We start from the raw sequence: 21,897 nt of genomic DNA, 5'->3' as shown, positions 1-21,897 counted from the left end.
ACTGAAAAGGGCCTCCTCGCTGCCAAGCGGAGAGGCCCTTTTCAGGTTCCAATATGTGTTAAAATGAATCGTTGTTGACGAGCCTGAGAATGTCCGCATGGATCGATAAGAAGACAATCACCTCCGTTGTCGATAAGAATCGTTCAAATGAAATATGGGAAAATGGAGGCAAGTTGTCGATGGAAAAGAAAGAAGAGCGCGGTGAAGGAGAGTTCGGAGGCATCCGCCACAAGCTTGAACAGAAAAAGCTCGTCGAGCTGCTATCCAACGACATGTCAGGCTCCGAACTAAATACACTTTTGTTGGAAGTGTTTCAGCGGCGGAAGGCTAATATTTCGCCGAGCGAACTGTTGCGTAGTTATAAAGATAACCGGTTCGTCAGTCCAGCTTCTGTCGATCCGATCGCACTGAAGCAATTAGAGTTAGAACTGCTGGGAATCGCGCAGAGCAATCGGTATACACCAATTCAACTGTCGCCGGTAGCACCGTTTGGAACGTGCTCGGTTGTGGCGCCTGCTGATCAAAATAAAGTTATTTCCGCGCTCCGGGGAACGGAAGTTGTCGCGGACGCGACCAATCTAATGGCCCTCCATATAGCAGACGGCATCAAGTCAGGCCATTTTCAAAATCATTCCGGCCTGATTCGTTTCGCTGCAACGCATCGGCATGTAAGGGCGCAGAAGTTTCCCCAATCGCCTGGCATGTTGGCGCATTTCAGCCTGTACGCGATGGTTACTTCCGGGAAGGACGTTGGGTCATACGGATTTGAGAAGCAGTCCATTTGGGAGCACATTGCAGTGTACAGACAGATTTTTCGAGAGAAGTATCAGTCGGAAATACAACTCATTATAAATGCGCGAGAGGGGTATTCCGACTGCGAAGGGCTGATTGAACGGATCGTGCGGCACATCCGGGAACAAGCTCCTGATATGACGATTATTACTAACCTTGTATCTTCTGATAATGCTTACTATAAGGGACTCCAATTTACGATCAGAGCAACAATGAATGGACACGAGCACAACATTGGCGATGGTGGCTTCGTAGATTGGACCCAACAGCTGCTTGGGAATAAAAAGCAACGCTTGCTGATCAGCGCAATCGGACTTGATCGTATGTGTAAATAAGAAGTTAGGACTGTATTCTGGAGCAAAGGGACGACGCGACGGCGATACGCGGACCCATCGGAACGGTTGTCGGATAAGTCAAGCCGTGCAGGACGACCCGGAAGAGATCCGTCAGGTTTATCTGCAGGATTCGCCATTCGCCGCTTCTCGTTTTTCTAATCCGGCCAATTAATGCTTGGTCCTGTCCGTTTCTCAGCGTGAGCGACAACCAGGTGCAGGAATATACAACTTTTACAGCGGAACGGCATACCTTTTGTCGTTATTCATAGTTACATTTTGCGCATTAGAATGCCAAACTGAATCGCAGAGGAGGTGGAGAGCCGGTTTGCCGCAAGCAACATGCAGGGCAGTCCCAACAGCAACAACATACGACTCTAACGAAGCGAGGGAACGAACTGATGAAGCGAGTAATGCCAAGGACTGAACGGACAGGCACCACGAAGTCCAAATTGTTCGGCTTGATATGCGCGGCGGCGATCGTGGTACCGGTCATACCGGCGCCGAGCGCTTTTGCCGCGACGATAAATGTAACCGCTTTCGGAGCAAGCGGAAGCGACACGGCGGACGATCTTACGGCGATCCAGAACGCTGTCAATTCGGCGGCGGTAGGCGATACCGTATATCTGCCTGCAGGCACTTATTATCTGTCCGCCAACGTGAACGGCAAGACCGGCGTCAAGATCGCCGGCGCAGGACGCGATTCGACGACCGTGAAGCTGACGTCGGGCTCCTCTTCCGACAAATTCTTTTACCTGCACAACGTGTCGAACGCGGAGATCGCGGACATGACGCTCGACGGCAACAACAGCACGACACTGCTGTCGGCCATTACGTCGGAATCCGGCGACGGCAACAAGATGCGCCATCTGCGGGTCAAAGATCTGGCCGCTTCCTCGGGCTTCGGTCCGTTCGCGCTGTACGGAATCGGTTCCACGCATCTGGAGATCTCAGACAATATCGTGACGAACACGGGCGTGAATTCCGATTGGGGCGGAGGCGTACGTACCGGCTGGGGTTCGAACTATGCGCTTATCGAGAACAATACGATCTCGAATACCGGCCGTGGCGGTATCTTCGTCAACGACGACAGCGCGTATGCGATCGTCCGCGGCAATACGATTACGGGAACCGGCAAGAAGATGGAAGGTCTCGGCATCGAGCTGCACACGAACGCCGACTATTCTCTTATCGAGAACAATAACGTCGACCACTGGATCAGCGCCGTGCGGTCCAAATACATCGCCGTCCGCAACAACGTCGTCAAGGCGAACGACGGCTCCGTGGGCAACATGGGCCTCGAGGTGATGGTCGATCACGGCGTTACGTCGGGCAATCTCGTCGACGGCGGTCAGCAGGTCGGCATGCAGCAGTCGCCTGGCACCGGCTACCAGCTGTGGAACTACAATACGGTCCAGAACATCGTCATGTGGGGCATGCAGCTCCAGGGAGCGGGGACCGGGCAGACGGAACAGTACCAATATTTTTACAAGAATACATGGAAAAACGGGGCAGCGGGTAATCCTGCCGCCGCATATGCCGGCTATGACGGCAATGCGGTCCGAATTCACGGAGATACCAAAAACATCGTGTTCGACAGCAATCAGATCTTGAACAACGGCCGCAAGGCGATCGAGATCACGACGGCCACCGGCACCGACCGGATCAGCTTTATCAATAATACGATCACCGGAAACGCCGGTCCGTCGATCGACCAATATCCGTCGTCCGCCGCGGATCTGGAGTGGAGCGGCAATACGGTCAGCGGCAACGGCACGAACACGCAACTGACGGGCCGCGGCTTCTCGGATCCCAAGCCCGTCGCCAACTTCACGGCGCCGCTCACGGTGCAGCTTGGTCAGTCCGTGACGTTTACCAATACGTCCACCGACAACGGCACGATCGTCGAGAATCTGTGGGATCTCGGCGAGGGCATCCCGGTGACGACGGCCAGCCCGACGTATACGTACCAGAAGGCGGGCACTTACAAAGTCATCCTGGGCGTCTGGGACAACGGCGGCCGCGCGAGCGTCAAGGAGCAGACGATAACGGTTAACGCCGGACCGCCCGACACGACTGCACCGAGCGCGCCGGGCAGCCTGACCGCGCCGTCCAAGTCCAACGTGACGGTCAACCTATCCTGGTCGGCATCGACGGATAACGTCGCGGTCGTCGGCTACGACGTCTACAGAGGCGGCACGCTGGTCGGCTCGACCACGGGCGCGACGACCTACACCGTGACGGGTCTGACGCCGAGCACGGCATACAACTTCACGGTCAAGGCAAAGGACGCCGCGGGCAACGTGTCGGCGGCGAGCAACACGCTGAACGTCACGACCGATGCAGGCGACACGCAGGCGCCGACCGCGCCGTCCGGCCTGACCTCTCCTGCAAAAACGGACACGAGCGTCAGCTTGTCATGGGCAGGCTCGACCGATAATGTTGGCGTGACCGGCTATAACATTTACAACGGCACTTCGCTGGTTGGCTCGACGACGGGCGCGAACGCGACGACCGTTACGCTGACCGGACTGTCGACGAATACGACATTTACTTTTACGGTCAAAGCGAAGGACGCTTCCAACAACTTGTCGGCGGCGAGCAATACGTTGACGGTCACGACCGATCCGGCCGCGAACTGGGTCAACTGCGCCGGGGAAAACAACCTGTGCTCGTTCACGGGCACGAAGCAAGTGCGTTACGGCGCCGCGGGCAGCTACGTTTACGGCACGTTCACGACTTCCGTCATGTGCTCCAACAATGCCTTCGGCACGGATCCGGCCGTCGGACAGTACAAGACGTGCGACGTGAACCTGGCGGGCGGCGGCGGAGACACGCAGGCGCCGACGGCGCCGGGCGGCCTGACGTCCCCGTCCAAGACCTCGTCCAGCGTGAGCCTGTCCTGGACCGCATCGACGGACAATGTAGGCGTCACGGGTTACAATATATACAACGGCAGCAGCCTTGCCGGATCGACGACCGGCGCGACGACGTATACCGTCAGCGGCCTTAGCGCGAATACGGCATATGCCTTCACCGTCAAGGCAAAGGATGCCGCGGGCAATCTGTCGGCTGCGAGCGGCACGCTTAACGTGACGACGAACGCGTCCGCCGACACGCAAGCGCCGACGGCGCCGAGCGGCCTGACTTCGCCGTCCAAGACCTCGTCCAGCGTGAACCTGTCCTGGACCGCGTCGACGGACAACGTAGGCGTCGCGGGTTATGATATTTATAACGGCAGCAGCCTGGCCGGCTCGACGACGGGCGCGACGACCTTCGCGGTCAACGGGCTGAGCGCGAGCACGGCGTACACGTTCACCGTCAAGGCGAAGGACGCGGCGGGCAACGTCTCGGCGGCGAGCGGCGCGCTGAGCGTGACGACGAACGCGGGCACGACGCCGACGAACGGCCTGATCGGCGCGTATTACGCAGGCAACTTCGGCACGCTGGCGATGACGCGGACCGACGCGACGATCGACTTCGACTGGGGCGACGGCCGTCCGACCGCCGACGTGCCGGGCGAATGGTTCACGATTCGCTGGACGGGCAAAGTGCAGCCGCAGTATTCGGAGACGTACACGTTCTACACCGATACGGACGATGGCGTCCGCCTGTGGGTGAACGGCCAGCAATTGATCAACAACTGGGTATCCATGAACGGCGAGCTGAGCGCCACGATCACGCTGACCGCAGGCACGAAGTATGACATCGTCATGGAGTATATCGAGAACGGCGGCAACGCGCACGCCAAGCTTTCCTGGTCCAGCGCGTCGCAGGCCAAGCAAGTCGTGCCGACCGGCAGACTGTTCACGAGCTGATTTCGTAAAAAGGTTCGTCGTCTGAGGAGGCGGCAAGGGAAACGCGCTGAATTCGGAAGCTGCCGGTTGCTGCCGGCAGCTTCATTCTTTTATAGACAGTTCACCCTGACATTTCGCCACGAAAGTCGTGACCTTTCGTCACTTCTCAATTCGACACGCCCGCTTTATATTTGGTAGTGATTGGCGAATGGTGTCGATAGCAGAGGGCGAAAGGGGACCGATGAAGTTGTCCGTAACAGGGAATATGAGGCGTATGGTCGCATGGCTGCTTATATTGGCGCTTGCGTTGCCGGGGCTGTTCGCAGGATCCGGGCGAAGCGTGGCGGGGCCGGCAGTGACAGAATGGCGGAGCATTGCCGGAGATATGGACTTTGACCGCCCGAGCGGCATAGCGCGGGATGCGGACGGAACCATTTACGCAGTGGATTCCGGGAGAGGCGTAATCAAAAAGAGACTTCCCGGCGCCAACGAATGGACCGTTATTTCAGGCGAAGGCGATTTTAGCTATCCGAACGATCTGGCTGCCGGGGGCGGAGATCTTTATGCGCTCGACAACGGTAACTCCCTGCGGCTGATGCGTCTGGCGAGCGGTCAGACCGAATGGACCGAGGTCGCGGGAACGAACAAGCCGAGCATTCCCGGCAACAGCAGTATCGCGGTTGCCGGCGACGGCAGGCATGTCTATTGGTCTTTCTTCGATACGGTTTACGTATACGACGTAGACGCCGATTCGTGGTCGACGATCGACGCATCCGGTTTGAATGCGATGATCGCCGACACGGCGGTCGACGCGAACGGAACGCTGTATTTGCTTGCGCAGGTGACATCGCAAGGCTTTCCCCGGACGACGACCGCGGGACTGTACAAGTATGAGAATGGCAACTGGACATCGGTCGCCGCCGGCTTGACCGGTAACGTGAATTTGGCAATTGCAGGAACGGACCGATTTTTTATCGCGCCAAGCGCCTCAACCACGCTCCTTTCCACAAGTAAGGGCGTGTACGAGATCATAGACGGCGCAGCGAAGTCGATCGTGCCGGCGGACGGCGCATGGGTGACGACCGGCGGGTTGGCTGTCGATTCCGAAGGCTATGTCTATGCGGCCAGCATCGAGAACAGCACGGTGCTGACGACAAATCCGAATGTGCCGACGGCCCCGGCAGCAAAGGGCAGCTGGGTGCCGGTAGGCGGCTTTAGAACTCCTGCCGACATCTCCGCGCATTGGTTCGGTCTGGGCGAAGACAATACACCTATTGCTGCATATGGATTGCCGAACTATAGTAATCGAACGCAATCTACTCCGCCTTCCGTTCAGGCGTATGACGGCAACGGCTGGTCCGCCTATGAAGCAACGGCCGATTTTACCTATGCCAGCACGACGTCTTATGCGATCGGCCCGGACGGACGGGTGTACATTGCAGTGCCCAAGAGCGACAGCGGGAGCTACAAGCTTTACATATACGTGAATGGAGGTTCCGGCTGGCAGCCGTGGGGCGATCCGGCAACGGTCGCGACGACGAACATGCCGAGCCCGAAAATCGCGTTTGATCGCGAAGGCGCCTTGTATATGACTTATGTTTATGGCAGCGGCAGCGATTATCATCTTGTCGTGCAGAAAGACGAAGGCAACGGCTGGGTGCAGGTCGACTCGCTTCCATTTACCGTGTCCCAGGGAGCTCCCGTAATCGCGGCAGGCGATGCGGACCATGTATATATTGCAGTACGGAATTTTAACTTGCAAAAGGTTGCCGTCTACCGCGTCGATCCGAACGGACTGACGCTCTTATCCGGGGGACTGCTCGACAGCATCTCGACGCCGGGTACCGCGATGGCGCTTGAAGTAAATCCGCTGGACGGCGCGCCGTATGTGTTCGTAGCAGACCAGATGGACGGAAATAAAGGGCGGGTGTATGCCTATCGCGACGGTTCGTGGAACGCGGTCGGAAATCGGATCGACAGCTTGGTAAACTTTACGAGCCTTGCCTTTGCCCCGGACGGCACGCCGTACGTTTCCTACACGGATTCGGGCAAAAAAACCACGATCACGGTGCTGAAGCTGGCTGACGGCAGCTGGCAAGCGGTCGGTCCGCGGGGCGTCGCGCCCGATTACGGGATTTACTATTTTAATCGTATCGTCGTTTCATCGGAAGGCATTCCTTACGTCTCTTATTTCGATCAAACCAACGGCCTCAAGGTTTACCGATATCAGCCGCCCGCTCCTGTATTGGCGGCGGATACGACGGACAACGATCCGGCGCACGATATCGTCATTACGTTCACGGACAATCCGGACTGGCGCGGCAGCATTACGAATGTGCTGGACGGCGGCGTATCGGTAACGGCCGGTACGTACACGCTGGGCGCAGGCACGCTGACATTCGCAGCAGGCGAGCTGTCGGTCGGCAGCCATCAGATCACGCTCACGTCTTCAAAGTACGCGGATGCAACGGTTGCGCAGACGGTGACCGAAGAAGCGACGCCGACACCATCGACGTCGCCATCGCCGACGCCGGACGATTCGACGCCGTCCCCGTCGCCGGACAATTCGACGCCGTCTCCTTCTCCGGACGCTCCAACGCCGTCGCCGGACAATTCGACGCCGACGCCATCGCCGACCTACGCTGCGTCGCCGACGCCATCCCCGTCGGCAACGACAGGCGTCGAGGTGTTGGTCAACGGCAAGGTGGAGCAAGCGGGCACGGCAACGACCGGCGTCGTTGACGGACGCACCGTCACCAAGGTAACCATAGACGAAGCCAAGCTGATTGAACGTCTGGCCGCGGAAGGCGAACGGGCAGTCGTGACGATTCCGGTAAAGGGCGGCTCTGACGCGATCGTCGGCGAGCTGAACGGCCGCATGGTCCAAGGCATGGAAGACAAGCAGGCGGTCATCCGGATCCGGACGGCCCTTGCGGACTATACGATTCCGGCTGCGCAAATCGATATCGGCGCGATCGCGGCCAAGCTTGGGGCTGACGTGAAGCTGCAGGATATCGTGCTGCGAATCGAGATTGCCGCACCGGCTGCCGGTACGGCGAAAAGCGTCGAAAACGCAGCGTCGAAGGATGGATTCACGCTCGTGGCGCAGCCGTTGGAATTCAGCATTCATGCGGTATACGGCGGTCAAACGCTGGATGTCTCCAGCTTCAACAGCTATGTGGAACGTTCGATTCTCCTTCCGGACCATGTGGATCCGGGCAAGATCACGACGGGTATTGTCGTGGAGCAGGATGGATCGGTCCGGCATGTGCCTACGAAGGTCGTAACGACCGACGGCCGTTATTATGCGCAGGTGAACAGCCTGACGAACAGCACCTATGCGGTCGTCTGGCATCCGCTGACCTTCGCGGACGCCGTCGGCCACTGGGCTGAAGCCGCGGTGAACGACATGGGTTCCCGTATGATCGTGGACGGAACGGGAGCCGGACAGTTCCAACCGGACCGGAACGTGACGCGAGCCGAATTCGCCGCTATGATCGTCAGGGGCCTCGGCTTGAAGCCGGAAGCGGGCAGCGGCGCATTCAGCGACGTGAAGGCGGCGGACTGGTACGCCGGCGCGATCGGCGCAGCCGTCTCGCAGGGGCTGATCCAAGGCTACGAGGACGGCACGTTCCGTCCGACTGCAAGCATCACGCGGGAGCAGGCGATGACGATCGTCGCCAAGGCGCTGGCGATTACCGGATTAAAGGCGAAGCTGCCGGTCGCGCCTGCGGCAGACATCTTAAGCGCGTTCGTCGATGCGTCGAGCGTATCCGACTGGGCGAGCGGCGGCTTGGCGGATGCGGTTCAAGCGGGACTCATATCCGGCCGCGGCCAGGCGGGACTTGCGCCGCAGGCTTCGATCACGCGGGCGGAGGTCGCGACGCTCATGCAGCGGCTCCTGCAAAAATCCGATTTAATCTAACCGTATCGTAATTTCCGTCAGAAGATAGAGATGCGCCAAGAGCAGCCCAAGTCGTCCGAGAGGACGTCTTGGGCTGTTTGCGTACCCGCAGCATTGCCTTTAACCGCATTCATTTCGCATCATCGATCAGGTTTTTCTCGATGATCGATCATTTACGGTGCGAATTAAAGATGAGATTCTATAGGTAGAACATGCGAATACGGATCTGCGGGAAGGGAGAGGCGCCTAGTGACTTTGCAAGAAGAGAAATTCGGATATCTGTTGGTCCACTTCATCGGGGAGCAGCCGGATGGGGAACAGGTCTATTTTTCATATAGCGAGGACGGCTTGCACTGGAACGATCTGAATAAAGGCTTGCCCGTGCTCCGTTCCGAGCTCGGGGAGAAGGGCGTGCGGGATCCGTTCCTCATCCGTTCGCCAAGGGCGGACAAGTTCTATCTGATCGCGACGGATCTTCGCATCGCGAGCGGCAAAGGCTGGGATGCCGCCGTGAATCATGGCAGCCGCGACATCATCGTATGGGAATCGGCCGATCTCGTGAATTGGTCCGCGCCGCGGGCGGCGACGGTCGGCGTGCCGGAGGCCGGCTGCGTCTGGGCGCCGGAGGCGATCTATGACGAGGCCGCGGACGACTTCCTGGTGTTCTGGGCATCCGCCACGCAGGAACCGCATGAGCGGGACCGCAAGCAGAAGATCTATAGCGCCCGGACGAAGGACTTCCGATCCTTTTCGGCAACCGAGAAATACATCGAACGGGAAAATCATATCATCGACACGACGATTATCGCTCATGAAGGCGGCTATTACCGTTTTTCGAAGGACGAGACGACGAAGAACATCCGGCTTGAGAAAGGCGCATCGCTGGCGAGCGACGCTTTTTCCGACGTGCACGCGCCTGTATTGGAAGCCATGCTGGGCGTTGAGGGCCCGCAAATCTACAAGTTCAACGACCGTGAAGAATGGTGCCTGATCGTGGACCGATTCGCAGAAGGGAAGGGCTACCTTCCGCTGCTTACATCCGATTTGGATAGCGGCGAATTCACGGTCGTTCCCGAAGACGCGTTTAACCTCGGAAAAACAAAGAAGCGCCACGGCGGCGTTCTGCCGCTGCGCGCGGAAGAATGCGCCCGACTGCTGGCCGCGTTCGGCGAATGACGCGAAGGAGCGGATCTCAGTGACGATTCCAGGCAAATTAACGATAGACACGCGACAACGAGGGACGCCGCTGGGCGACCTGTTCGGCATCTTTTTCGAGGACCTCAACCACGCCGCGGACGGCGGACTGTATGCCGAGCTTGTCCGCAATCGTTCCTTCGAGTTCGATCCGGTCGATCATCCGGATTATCATGCGCTGTCGGGGTGGGAGAAGCTCGAACGCGGGGCCGGCAAGGCGGCGCTTACCGTTGAGCATGCTGATCCGATCCATGCGCGCAACACGCATTACGCGGTCATCGAGATTATAGAGGCAGGGGGCGGCGTTGGCATCGCCAATCCGGGCTTCAATACCGGCATTCCCGTTCGGGCAGGCGAGCAGTATCGGTTCTCGGTCTACGCCAGGCGGGACGCCTCCTTTGCGGAGCCCGTGCGCATCGCGGTCGAGAGCGCAGAAGGGGCCATTCATGCGGAGGCCGTCATCGAGGTCGGTTCCTCCGACTGGCAGCGGTACGAGGCGGTACTCACTGCGGGCGCTACCGATTTTAGCAGCCGGTTGACGATCCTGACCCAAGGGACGGGGAAGCTGTACCTGGATATGGTGTCCCTGTTCCCGGCGAAGACGTTCCGCGACCGGCCGAACGGTCTCCGTGCGGATATCGCGCAGCTGCTGGCCGACCTGAAGCCGAAGTTCATGCGCTTTCCGGGCGGCTGCCTGGTGCATGACGGCTCATTGAACGACGAAGACCGGGATTCGATGTACCGCTGGAAAAATACGATCGGCGATGTCGCGCAGCGGCCCCCCAGACGCAACAACTGGCGGTACCATCAGACGCTGGGGCTCGGTTATTATGAATATTTTCAATTTTGCGAAGATATCGGGGCGAAGCCGATTCCGATCCTGCCGGCCGGCTATGATCCGCATCACAAGCGAGCCGTACCGATCGAGGCGCTGGGCCAGTGGATCGACGACGCGCTTGACCTGATCGAATTCGCGAACGGCGACGCGTCGACCGAATGGGGAAGCCATCGCGCGAAGCTTGGCCATCCGGCGCCCTTTAACCTCGAATACATCGGCATCGGGAACGAAGAGGTCGGCGCGCCGTTTTTCGAACGGTATGCCTACTTCCATCGGGCCATTAAGGATAAGCATCCGGAGATGAAAATCATTAATTCCAGCGGCCCCTTCGCCGCGGGCGGCGAGTACGAACGCGGCTGGCGCTCGGCGAGAGAGAACAAGTCGGATCTGGTGGACGAGCATTACTACCAGTCGCCGGAGTGGTTTTTGGCCAATGTCCGCCGGTACGACAGCTTCAAGGCGGACGATCCGAAGGTGTTCCTGGGCGAATACGCTTCTTGGGGCAACGCCTATTACAATGCGCTGACTGAGGCTGCCTTCATGACGGGACTGGAGCGGAATGCGCATGCGGTCGGTCTGGCATGTTATGCGCCGTTGCTCTGCAACGTCGATTACGTGAATTGGAAGCCCGATATGATCTGGTTCAACAATCACGAAGCATTTGGAACCGCCAATTATTACGTTCAGCAGCTGTTCATGCACCATCAAGGCGACTACTTGCTGCCGATCGAAGCCGCCGGCTTGCGGGCACCCGAGCCTTATAGGGAAGTAACGCCCATTCGTGGCGAGATCGGACTTGGCGCAAATGCGAATGCGGTCGAATACGGCTCGATTCGTCTGGTCAATCATGCGACGGGCGAGACGTTATCCTTGGCGGATACGGCATTTGACTGTACGAGTGAGGGCGACAAGCGCATCGCCATGCTGGGCGCCACCGATTGGGAGGACTACACGCTGTCGCTCAAAGCAAAGAAGACAGGCGGCGGCCAGTGGGGATTCGCCGTTTACTTCGGGTGGACCGACGACCGGCAGCATCTGCAATGGGACATCGGCAGCTGGCAGAACCAGGATTCCATGATTCATTCCCTGGTCGGCGGCAAAGATTCGGTGCTCACCCAAAGCTTGTTCGAGGTACAGAATGGCGTGACGTACGACCTGGCGCTTCGGGTTACGGGAAGAAAAATCGTCGCCTCCATCGACGGAGTCGCGGTCGCAGAAACCGAAGATCATATTCCGTATATCGAGCCTCTCTATTATTCGGCAAGCCTGGAGGACGCGACGGGAGATACGATCCTGAAGGTCGTCAACGTCCGCGGCGAGGCCGAGACCGTGGAGCTGGCGTTCGAGGGTATGGAAGGCGGCCGTACGCTCGTCGCGGAAGTCCATGTGCTGAGCGGCCACGGCCTCGAAGACGAGAATTCGTTCGAGCAACCGGCCAAGATCGCGCCGCGCAAGAAGACGCTCACCTTCGATCGGCCGGCATTCGCGTACGAATTTCCGAAGCATTCGGTAACGGTCATCCGGGTTCGGGGGGAATAGCGCGGCCCCAGAAGGCCTCATCCAGAAACAAATATAGCCCGAAAGCGGCGAACTGGTCGCGGAAGTCTCAACCAGAAATAAATGCAGAGCGCTCGCAACGACTCGGTTGCGCAAAGTCCCAACTAGAAACAAACATGGCCTGTCTGTTGCGCGCCGGCCGCAGAAAGTCTCAACCGGAAACAAACTTGACCCGAACGCTGCGTGCCGCCCGCAGAAAGTCCCACCCAGAAACAAATCGAGTCCCGGACGCAGCGTCCGGGACTCTCTCATTGTCCACCCAAGGGTCCAGCCAGCCTGCAAGCCGCGCTAGCTCAACCTCACCAATCTCGCCCCGTGCGAAGCGACCTCCAGCTCAAGCCGCTTCGAGACCGGCTCGAGCGCCGACGAAGCCCACATATCGAACGCAGCCGCAGCCGCGCCATCGTTCCAGCCCAGCGCTTCCAGCGAGACGCCGACCCGCAGCGGCGCGTCGCCAACATTAAACAAAGCGACGTAACGCCCGCCGCCCGGACCGTTCGACGTCCAGACGATGCGGTCGCCTTCCCGCGACACCAGTCTGGCGTCCGTCCCGTCGCGATGCATCGCAAGCACGTCGCGGTTGGTGAGCAGCGACAGCGTCCAGTCGTCGTTGTCGTTCAGTTCGCCGCCGAAGAACAGGGGCGAGCGGAACAGCGTCCACAGCGTCATCATCGTCACCTGCTCGTCCCGGGTGAAGCGCGTCCAGCGGTCCGCGCCGCCGCCGTCGACCGAGCGGATGCCGATATGACCGAGCGGCAGCATGTCGCAGTCGGGCCAATGCCCCGGTCCCGTCCGGCCCTGCCACTGCTCGCAGCGGTCGAACATGTCGAGCAGCGGCTCCCACAGATCCCAGAAATCGTCGGTCATCCGCCACATGTTGGCGTTCGCCTCCAGGAAGTCGGCATGCGCGAGCGGCGCCGGTCCCGGCGACAGGCTCAGCGTCATCGGCCGTCCGCAGCGGTCGATCGACGCGCGGATCATCGCGATCTCCGGCAGATGCGTATCGTACAGCCGGGATGCGGCGATATCGTCCACCTTGACGAAGTCGACGCCCCATTCCGCATACAGCTCGAACAGCGAATCGTAGTAGGCCTGAGCGCCCTCCTTGGACGCGTCCACGCCGTACATGTCGGTGTTCCACGGGCAGATCGAGTTCGGATGCGCAATGTCGCGAGCGGTGGTGGATGTGCCTTTGATCGGCGTGGCGGCATGCGCGGCCTGACGCGGGATCCCCCGCATGATGTGAATGCCGAATTTGAGTCCCAGCCCATGCACGTAGTCCGCCAGCGGCTTGAAGCCTTGGCCGTCCGCCGCGGACGGGAACCGGTTAACGGCAGGCATCAGCCGCGAATACGCGTCCATCTCGAGCGGCACGAACGAACGATACTGCGAAGAGACGGCGCCCGGCTCGTACCACTGGATATCGACGACGACGTAATCCCAGCCAAAATCCTTCAGATGCATGGACATATAGTCGGCATTGGCGCGAATTTCTTTTTCCGTAACGGCGGCGCCGTAGCAATCCCAGCTGTTCCAGCCCATCGGCGGCGTCGGGGCGATCAGATGATGATTCAAGCGAAGACACTCCCTGTCCGAAAAGATAAAATTGCGGTCGTGTCCTCATCATAATACCGCCGGAGAGCGCTGAATACCGTAATTTTGGACGACAAATCGCACAAAATTGCTGTTCGTCATCCATCCGTCATCAATCGTAGAACAGCCGGCTGTACGGAAGCTGCCGGCCCTCGCGATACTGCCCCGGCGTCTGGCCGGTCAGCCTGCGGAACACTTTGATAAAATAACTGCCGCTCGAATAGCCGACGGCCGAAGCGATCGCTTCGACGCTCCAGTCGGTCCGGCCGAGCAGCTCGACGGAGCGTTCGATCCGCACGCGGTTCAAATAATCGTTGGGCGTCTGGCCGACGTATCGCGAGAACGTCCTGAGGAAGTGATACCTGGACAAGCCCGCCTCGGCTGCAAGCTGCGATTGGCCGACCATCCCGGCGTAGTTCGCCTCGATGAAGCGAACGGCCGCGCGGACGGCGTCCGGCCAAGCCTCCCGCTCCCGGTCGGGCGCCGACGCGAAGCGGGCGAGCGCCATGACGAATTGATAGACGTGCGAGGACGCGGTGAACGGGTCCGTTATTTTGCCGTCGCGCGCTTCCTCGAAGATCGCCCGCAGCTTGCGGATCGGGGCGCTGCCCGCCGGCAGATCGACGACGTCTCCCAGCATGGACTTGATCGCTTCCCAGGCGGGAAGGAGGAGACGCGGCCTGAACAGCAGATAGTAGAAGGTCCATTCGTCCCTATCCGGAGGCAGGTAGTAGCGATGATTCCCCGGAATCTCGACGAGAAAAGCCGAGCCGACGCCTACGGCTTCCCGGCGCTCCCCGATCTCGACGGTACCCTCGCCGGCCAGCGTGTATTGGAACAGCAGGAGCGGCCCGTCGTCGCGCGTCAGCCCGTCCCAGCGGTACGCGGCGCTGGTCTCCCGTTCCCGGCCCACCGCGAACAAGCCGCAGAGCGGCAGCTCGGGAGCATCGGCGAAGCGGAAGCCGTAGGTGCCGTACGCAGCCGCATCGGTCATTTCATCGTCTCCTTCCCGTGTCTCGCAAGGTTAATCATAGTAGATGGCATCGTACGGGAACTCCAGCTTCTGGTTCCTGTACGCCAGCGGCGACATGCTCATATATTCCCGGAACACCTTACCAAAATAGCTCGGGCTGTCGAAGCCGCATCGCTTACCGACCTCCTGAACGGGCAGCTCCGTCGTTCGGAGCATCGCGATCGCCGCCTCCATCCGCCGGTCCCGCAGATAGGCGAGAGGGGAGGTGTGTTCGGCTTTTTGGAACAGTCTGCAAAAGTGATATTTGTTCACCCCAAGCCGCTGCGCGATCGCATCCAGCGTTAAGGGCGAGGCGAAGTTCGCTTTCATCAGCCGCTTGGCTTCGTGCAGCAGCGTGTGCGACTTCGAGCTGACTTCCCGCCCCGACTCCCGGCTCGATTGGAGCAGCGCGAGCATCCACTCGTAGGCGAGGACGGATAAGCGGTACTTATCCGTCAGCTTTTCCTCGGAGATCGCCCGATAGAGCTTCCACAGCTGCGAGATCAAAGGGGATTCCGCATCCCTGCGAATGACCGTTCCTTCCTGCGTCAGGACGAGGTCCCAGATCCGGCCCGCTTCGTCGCCCCGCAGATTGATCCAGAGCACTTCCCAAGGGGCGCCGTTTTCCTCGTAATAATAACGGTGGCTGCCCGGAATCCGGACGAGGAACGCCGACCCCTTCGGCAACCGAACGCGCTGCTGCTCGTATTCGATCCAGCCCTCCCCGCTAAGCGTATATTGGAATACGACATGTCCGCAGTCCGGACGGTCGTCGCCCGAGAAGGCGTATCCGGCGCTCGAGATTTTCTGCCATCCGATCGAATCGACGGTCAACATCGACTGCTCTTCATGGCGGAATCCGTAAACGGAAGGCTCCATCTTTTCGCTGCCTCCTATGTGCCGAAGTCAATTTTGTTATAGTATAGCGCACAAAATTAAGATTGTCCTCCTAGAGGCCCGGCAGTAAGATCGAGGTATGAAGCAGTCCCTTTAGGAGGCCATATGGATAAAGAATCGATTCGAATCCCGTTGCTGGAAAACGAATATTGGTGGGGCGGAGCGGTCAGCGACGGCGTGCAGATGCCGTTTTCCGGGCGTGACCACGCAAGAGATTTGTACGGCGATGCCGGCTATAACCAAGCGAGCCCGCTGCTGCTCTCCAGCCGGGGGAGGAGCGTGTGGTCTGAAGCGCCTTTCCGATTCGCCTTCGAGGACGGCATCCTGGTCGTAGAGGGACAAGCAGGAACGATCAAGATCGAGCGATCCGGGGGCAATCTGAGGGAGGCGTTCGGCCATGCGTCGCGCGCGTATTTTCCGCCGTCAGGTACTTCTCCGGACCCGCTGTTCTTTAACGTGCCGCAGTACAATACCTGGATGGAGATGAGCTACGGTCCGACGCAGGAGAAGGTGCTGGCTTATGCGGAAGCGATCGTCGCGAACGGATTTCCCCCGGGCATTCTGATGATCGACGACAATTGGCACGAGGATTACGGCACGCTGACGTTCCACGCGGGACGCTTCCCGGACCCGAAGGCGATGGTCGAACGGCTGCACGCCCTCGGATTCCGCGTCCTGCTGTGGGTCAGCCCGTTCGTCAGTCCCGACGGCGAGGTGTTCCGGTATCTTTACCGGCAAGGGTACCTGCTGCGCGAAGCGGACGGCGAGCCTGTCATCCGCAAGTGGTGGAACGGCTACAGCGGGATCTTGGACGGCACGAACGAGGACGCGTTGGACTGGTTCGACGGGCAGCTCGATCGTCTTATCGGGACGTACGGAATCGACGGATTCAAGCTGGATGCCGGGGACCCGCAGTACTACAAGCCGTCGGACGTCAGCGCCCGGCCGGCGACGCCGAACGAGCAGTGCGAAGCATGGGCGCGGCTGGGACTCCGTTACGCGTTCAACGAGTACAGGGCCTGCTGGAAGCTGGCCGGACAGCCGATCGTCCAGCGCCTGAGCGACAAAAATCACAGCTGGATCGGGGACGGGCTCGCCAGCCTGATCCCGAACGGCCTGGCGCAAGGGCTGCTCGGCTACGCGTTCAACTGCCCGGACATGGTCGGCGGCGGGCAGTACGAGGATCTGATCCGCCCCGACTTCGAGGTCGATCAGGAGCTGTTCGTCCGGTACGCGCAGTGCTCGGCGCTGTTCCCGATGATCCAGTTTTCCACGGCGCCCTGGCGAGTGCTGGACGATCGGCATCTGGCCTATTGCCTGGAGGCGGCGCAGCTTCACTGCCGGCTCGGACCCGAGATCGAGCGGCTCGTCGCGCAGTCCGCGGAGACGGGCGAGCCGATCATGCGGCATATGGCGTACGCGTTTCCGGAAGGCGGCTTCGAGACCGTTTCAGACCAGTTCATGCTCGGAAACGACATTTTGGCGGCGCCGGTATTGGAGAAAGGAGCCGTCTCGCGAAAAGTCGCCTTCCCGCAAGGGACGTGGCAGGGAGACGACGGCTGTTCGGTGAGCGGACCCTGCGTGGTCGAAGTGGAAGCGCCGTTGGCCAGGCTGCCCTGGTATCGCCGCGTACAAGCATAGGTTAGAAGGAAGAGCCCTTGCCGCAGCGGGGCTCTTTTCGTTTTTGCGTTAATAGGCGGATTCGTGCAAAAGGTTCGCGCAATTGTCCGAAGGCCGAGATGATAAAATAGATTCCATAAGTAGATATATATAAAAGGATAGGTTTGGAGGCATCGGACATGGAGAGACCGACGATCGGCGTGCTGCCCTTGTATGACGGAGACAAAGATAGCTATTGGATGCTTCCCGGGTATATGAAAGGAGTCGAGGCGGCCGGCGGCATTCCGTTCATGCTGCCGCTTACCTCGGATGCAGCGCAAATCGCTCGCATTGCCCATCTGTTCGACGGCTTTCTTTTTACGGGCGGACATGACGTGAATCCCGAGCTGTACGGGGAAAACGCGGAAGCCGTCTGCGGGGAGCCGTGCGCCGAGCGGGATGCGATGGAGGCTGCGCTGTTCGAACAGGTCGTACGGCTGGACAAGCCGGCATTCGGCATTTGCCGCGGCCTGCAGCTGTTTAACGTCTTGCTCGGCGGGACGCTGTATCAGGATATCCCGACGCAAATGCAGTCCGACTTGAAGGTCGGCCACAAGCAGTCGCCTCCTTACTCGGAGCCGGTCCACCCTGTATACATTGCGAAGGAAACGCCGTTCCACGGCCTGGTCGAAACGGAAGTTTTACAAGTCAACAGCTACCATCACCAGGGCATCAAGCGGTTGTCGGGGCAGTTGCTGCCTGCCGCCAAGGCCGAAGACGGCTTGGTAGAAGCAGTCGTGATGCCGGGTAAGAAGTTTGTGGCAGCCGTGCAGTGGCATCCGGAGTTTAACTACGAGACGGATGGTTATAACTTTAGACTATTCGAGGCATTCGTGAAGGCGTGCAAAAAATTAAAAATATAGCGCGACCGTAAGGCGGATCCGTACGTAAACAGCTATTGAAATCATTTAGGAGGGAATTTTTAACGTGGAATCCGACAGTCAACGCACCAGCTTTATCGAACTATTGAAAAAAGGCAACACCTCGTCGGCCGCGGCCGCCATCGGCAACACCGGGGTCGCGATCGTCAAAGGCATCGCAGCGGTAACGACGGGCAGCGGGGCGATGTTCGCATCGACGATGCACTCGATCGCCGACGCCGTGAACCAAGCCTTCGTATTCGCCGGCAGCGTGCTGGCCGAGAAGAAGCCGACGCGCCGGTTCCCGACCGGGTTCGGCCGGGTCATCAACTTATTTTGTATGGTGGCCGTTATCGTCGTAACCGTGATGGCTTACGAGACCATCCTGGAAGGCTTCCACTTGTTGGCGCATCCTTCCGCGGAATCGCATGGCTTCTGGTTTAATCTTATTGTGCTGCTCCTGTCTGTCGCAGTCGACGGATTTGTTCTTATAAAAGCGATGAAGGAAATCGTGCATGAGTCGCGTGCGGAAGCGAAGGGAATGGCGATCATTCCTCAGGCGTTCAAAAACGTAGGTCGCGCCGCGCCGCCGACACGCTTGGTCTTTTACGAGGATCTTGTAGCGACAACCGGTGCGCTCTTGGCGCTAGCGGCCGTAGTCGTGACGTCGCTGACGAGCTTTCATCTGCTGGACGGCGTCTCGACCATCCTCATCGGCTTGTTAATGGTCGGGGTCGCGTTCAAGGTCGGCTACGATAATATGGTCGGGCTCATCGGCGTATCCGCTCCACGCGATGTCGAGGACAAAGTCGCGCAGATCATTTTCTCCAACAGCTACGTGACCGATATTTATCAAATGCGGATTTTGCAGGAAGGTCGTTATTACCACGTCGAGGGACTGATCGAGCTGCGCCCCGGTCTAACGCTTGCGGACGCGGACGATATCAAGTTCAAGATCAGAGATCGCTTGCTGCTGGACAGCGACATTGCCGATGTGACGATCGGGATTATCGAGGACAACGGCGTTAAGAACTGGAATCCGGAGCCTGTGAATTCTTAAGGACGTTAACTTGTAGCCTGCCGGCGCAAACCGGCGGGCTTTTTTACGTGGTGCGAAAGCAGCCGAGCAACCTTTGAAGAAAGCTTAACGTTCTAAACTTGTAATGGGATTTTCCACGATTAGGGTGGGGGGATTAGAACGGAATGAGATCTTTTACGGTGATCTTGTTGCTTCTGTGTATGGCAGCGACAGGCTGCGCGAACGATGCGGGCACCAAGGGGAAGGTCGTGCTGAACGGAAAAGAAATCGTATCCGTGAAGCTCGAATGCGCGGAATTCTGCAAGAAAGCGGGGACTCCGTTTGCGGAAAAGACGTTTACGAAAGAAAATGGCGAAGAGCTCAAGTTATTCCGGAAGGCGATCGTTAACGCGGAAAAAATGAATGGCGTAGTGGACTATGGCGTAGATTTTTTTATGTATCTCTCCTTCGGGGACGGTACGCAAAAGAAATACGTACTCAACGTCGCGGACGAAGAGGGGAGAACCGCGTTGCTCGTAAATACGGACGATAGCAGCCAGGGATACACAATATCCAAGGGGCTGACGAACGAACTGCGAAGCGTTATTTATGGGGCTAACGATTAAGATGGGGCAGGCTTACGATTGACAGCGGCAATTGCTGCGTGATAATTTGGCAATAGAATAAAGGCAATGCAACCTTCGGGTTCAACCTCGCTGCGTAGTGGGGTTGAGCCTTTTTTGCATTCAAATTGGGGGAGGGCACGTATGCGGGGAACAGAATTGCTGCTGCAGCGTTTGGTCGAGATCGGCCAATCGCTCGAACGGACTGGAGGCGCGCTGTTATTGTTAGGCGTCGGTTCTGTGGGGGTCGAGACGGCGCGGCTGGATCAATATTCGGATCTGGATTTCTTTGTTATCGTGAAGCCGGGGGAGAAAAGCAGGTATCTCGATCGTCTGGATTGGCTCGAAGACACGTTTCCGCTTGCCTATGCCTTTAAAAATTCAGATGCCGGCTGCAAGATTCTGTTCGAGGACGGCATTTTCGGGGAATACGCGATATTCGAGGAGCGGGACCTGACGAATGCCGCCTATCCGGAAGGCCGAATCGTCTGGAGGGATCCCGCGTACGAAAACCTGGCCATCGCCAAGTCTTCCGTTCCGATCCCCAGCCTCAAAGCAGATTCGCTGGACTTTCCTTTGAACGAAGCCCTAACCAATCTTTACGTAGGGCTAGGCCGCTACGCAAGGGGAGAGCGCTTATCCGCCGCAAGGTTCATACAAGGCTACGCGATTGACCGAATTCTGTCGGTGCTTCACCTCCTGGAGCCCGAGGTCGATTACTATCCCGATCCGTTCGGGAACGAGAGACGGTTGGAGAAGAGATTCCCGCGCTTCGCGGAGATTGTCGGCGACATGATGCAAGGATACGACCGCATCCCCGTATCGGCCCTATGCATTTTGGCGTTTTTGGAAGAGGCGTATCCGGTTAATCCGAGGATGTGCGAGGAGATTCGGCGATTGGCGGGACAGTGCGGGACGGCGCGGGACAGCGCGGGCAAATGAGGCGAAGTAGCTCAGATAGAGCTACATAGCGGGACAGCGCGGGCAATCTGGGCGAAGTAGCTCCATATAGAGCTACATAGCGGGACTGCGCGGCCAACTGGGGCGAAGAGGCGCTATACAGCGCCTCCTGCCAATTCGATGGACGCTTCCGCAAGATCAAGCAGGTGGACCGCAACCGTGCAGCGTTCCTTCCATTTAGCCGGAATCTCTTCGATTTCGGGGAGGCGAGACAGCTGCTCCAGCAGATTGGGTATCATCATTCCGCACCGTATGCCGGCAGAAGCCATAAACCCGAATTTGGCTAAATGATCATCTCCGCGCCACCCGGCTTTACGCAACCCTTCGCAGTATCGAATCGCCATTTCATTCGCCAATGCTCGCTTATCGGGTAGGTCGCCAAGATCCGAGTTTAGGCTCAAACCGTAATAACGTCCCAGCTCCTCGCCGACGCCGGCAAGACCGCAATTGGACCAATCGATCATCGTCAACCCGCGGTCTGTTGCAGGAAACAGGTTCGGCCTCCAGGCATCGTTGTGGGTGAATACTTTCGGAAGCTTCTCAAGGCTTGCCAGCAGCAGATCCCTGTTTTGACAAAACGAAAGATAGCGTTCAAACGTACCGTCGGGCAAAAGTCCTTTTACGCGCGATTGATTCCATGTCTCTTCAAGTCTTGCGATTCCGCTGTCGTATTTATCGCACTCGTGCGTCCAGGACTGGAGGAAACCACGGCACAGCCAAGGTTCCGAGGGCAGGGGGAGTCCGGCAAGGTAGGCGCCGTTAAACCGTCCTAACATCTCGGCGATATCCTCGTATTTTTGCAACTCCCAATGTTCATCAAAACCTACGATGATCTCTTCCAGCCACATCTGCCATGTGCCG

The 21,897-nt window shown here is 58.6% G+C and carries 14 protein-coding genes; 10 read left to right on the top strand and 4 right to left on the bottom strand.

All coding sequences use genetic code 11. The features are described from left to right. Window positions 1-89: 89 nt before the first annotated feature. The 5 genes from ACFOTD_RS25440 to ACFOTD_RS25420 all read left to right on the top strand — a co-directional run bounded on the left by ACFOTD_RS25440 (window position 90) and on the right by ACFOTD_RS25420 (window position 12,396). The gene (locus ACFOTD_RS25440) at window positions 90-1,127 is read left to right on the top strand and encodes a hypothetical protein (RefSeq protein ID WP_378122752.1); all 1,038 of its coding nucleotides are present in this window, start codon (window positions 90-92) and stop codon (window positions 1,125-1,127) included. A 398-nt stretch (window positions 1,128-1,525) separates the two neighbouring features. Beyond that, window positions 1,526-4,942: a fibronectin type III domain-containing protein gene (locus tag ACFOTD_RS25435; protein ID WP_378122751.1), complete on the top strand. Its 3,417-nt coding sequence runs from the start codon at window positions 1,526-1,528 to the stop codon at window positions 4,940-4,942. A gap of 253 nt (window positions 4,943-5,195) precedes the next feature. After that, a complete protein-coding gene (locus ACFOTD_RS25430; protein ID WP_378122750.1) occupies window positions 5,196-8,846 on the top strand; it encodes an S-layer homology domain-containing protein in 3,651 nt (1,216 codons plus the stop codon). 228 nt (window positions 8,847-9,074) lie between these two features. Beyond that, window positions 9,075-10,001 carry a glycoside hydrolase family 43 protein gene (locus ACFOTD_RS25425; protein WP_378122749.1) on the top strand — a complete coding sequence of 309 codons (927 nt, stop codon included), beginning with the start codon at window positions 9,075-9,077 and terminating at the stop codon, window positions 9,999-10,001. A gap of 19 nt (window positions 10,002-10,020) precedes the next feature. Continuing rightward, window positions 10,021-12,396, top strand: a complete 2,376-nt coding sequence (locus ACFOTD_RS25420) for an alpha-L-arabinofuranosidase C-terminal domain-containing protein (RefSeq protein WP_378122748.1) — start codon at window positions 10,021-10,023, stop codon at window positions 12,394-12,396. A gap of 306 nt (window positions 12,397-12,702) precedes the next feature. Here the strand turns inward: ACFOTD_RS25420 and ACFOTD_RS25415 are convergent, their stop codons facing one another. From ACFOTD_RS25415 to ACFOTD_RS25405, 3 genes are all read right to left on the bottom strand, one after another. Continuing rightward, entirely contained in the window at window positions 12,703-13,989 is a 1,287-nt protein-coding gene (locus ACFOTD_RS25415) for a glycoside hydrolase family 27 protein (RefSeq protein WP_378122747.1), read from the bottom strand. A gap of 130 nt (window positions 13,990-14,119) precedes the next feature. Beyond that, entirely contained in the window at window positions 14,120-15,001 is an 882-nt protein-coding gene (locus tag ACFOTD_RS25410; RefSeq protein WP_378122746.1) for a helix-turn-helix domain-containing protein, read from the bottom strand. Window positions 15,002-15,031: 30 nt separating this feature from the next. Next, a complete protein-coding gene (locus ACFOTD_RS25405) occupies window positions 15,032-15,898 on the bottom strand; it encodes a helix-turn-helix transcriptional regulator (protein WP_378122745.1) in 867 nt (288 codons plus the stop codon). A gap of 123 nt (window positions 15,899-16,021) precedes the next feature. Here ACFOTD_RS25405 and ACFOTD_RS25400 point away from each other — a divergent pair, with 123 nt between their 5' ends. The 5 genes from ACFOTD_RS25400 to ACFOTD_RS25380 all read left to right on the top strand — a co-directional run bounded on the left by ACFOTD_RS25400 (window position 16,022) and on the right by ACFOTD_RS25380 (window position 21,018). Further along, the gene (locus ACFOTD_RS25400) at window positions 16,022-17,557 is read left to right on the top strand and encodes a glycoside hydrolase family 31 protein (protein WP_378122744.1); all 1,536 of its coding nucleotides are present in this window, start codon (window positions 16,022-16,024) and stop codon (window positions 17,555-17,557) included. 158 nt (window positions 17,558-17,715) lie between these two features. Further along, entirely contained in the window at window positions 17,716-18,438 is a 723-nt protein-coding gene (locus ACFOTD_RS25395) for a gamma-glutamyl-gamma-aminobutyrate hydrolase family protein (RefSeq protein ID WP_378122743.1), read from the top strand. A 64-nt stretch (window positions 18,439-18,502) separates the two neighbouring features. Next, entirely contained in the window at window positions 18,503-19,495 is a 993-nt protein-coding gene (locus ACFOTD_RS25390) for a cation diffusion facilitator family transporter (protein ID WP_378122742.1), read from the top strand. Window positions 19,496-19,638: 143 nt separating this feature from the next. Continuing rightward, on the top strand, window positions 19,639-20,079 hold the full coding sequence (locus tag ACFOTD_RS25385; RefSeq protein ID WP_378122741.1) for a YhfM domain-containing protein: 441 nt from the start codon (window positions 19,639-19,641) through the stop codon (window positions 20,077-20,079). A gap of 141 nt (window positions 20,080-20,220) precedes the next feature. After that, window positions 20,221-21,018: a hypothetical protein gene (locus tag ACFOTD_RS25380; protein WP_378122740.1), complete on the top strand. Its 798-nt coding sequence runs from the start codon at window positions 20,221-20,223 to the stop codon at window positions 21,016-21,018. Between the two features lie 113 nt (window positions 21,019-21,131). Here the strand turns inward: ACFOTD_RS25380 and ACFOTD_RS25375 are convergent, their stop codons facing one another. Continuing rightward, entirely contained in the window at window positions 21,132-21,884 is a 753-nt protein-coding gene (locus tag ACFOTD_RS25375) for a phosphotransferase (protein WP_378122739.1), read from the bottom strand. Window positions 21,885-21,897 lie beyond the last annotated feature (13 nt).

It is taken from the genome of Cohnella sp. GCM10012308, from assembly GCF_042649185.1.
GTDB lineage: Bacteria > Bacillota > Bacilli > Paenibacillales > Paenibacillaceae > Cohnella.
The sequence above is the reverse complement of the archived record's forward strand: the minus strand, read 5'-3'. Positions and strand labels throughout refer to the sequence as shown.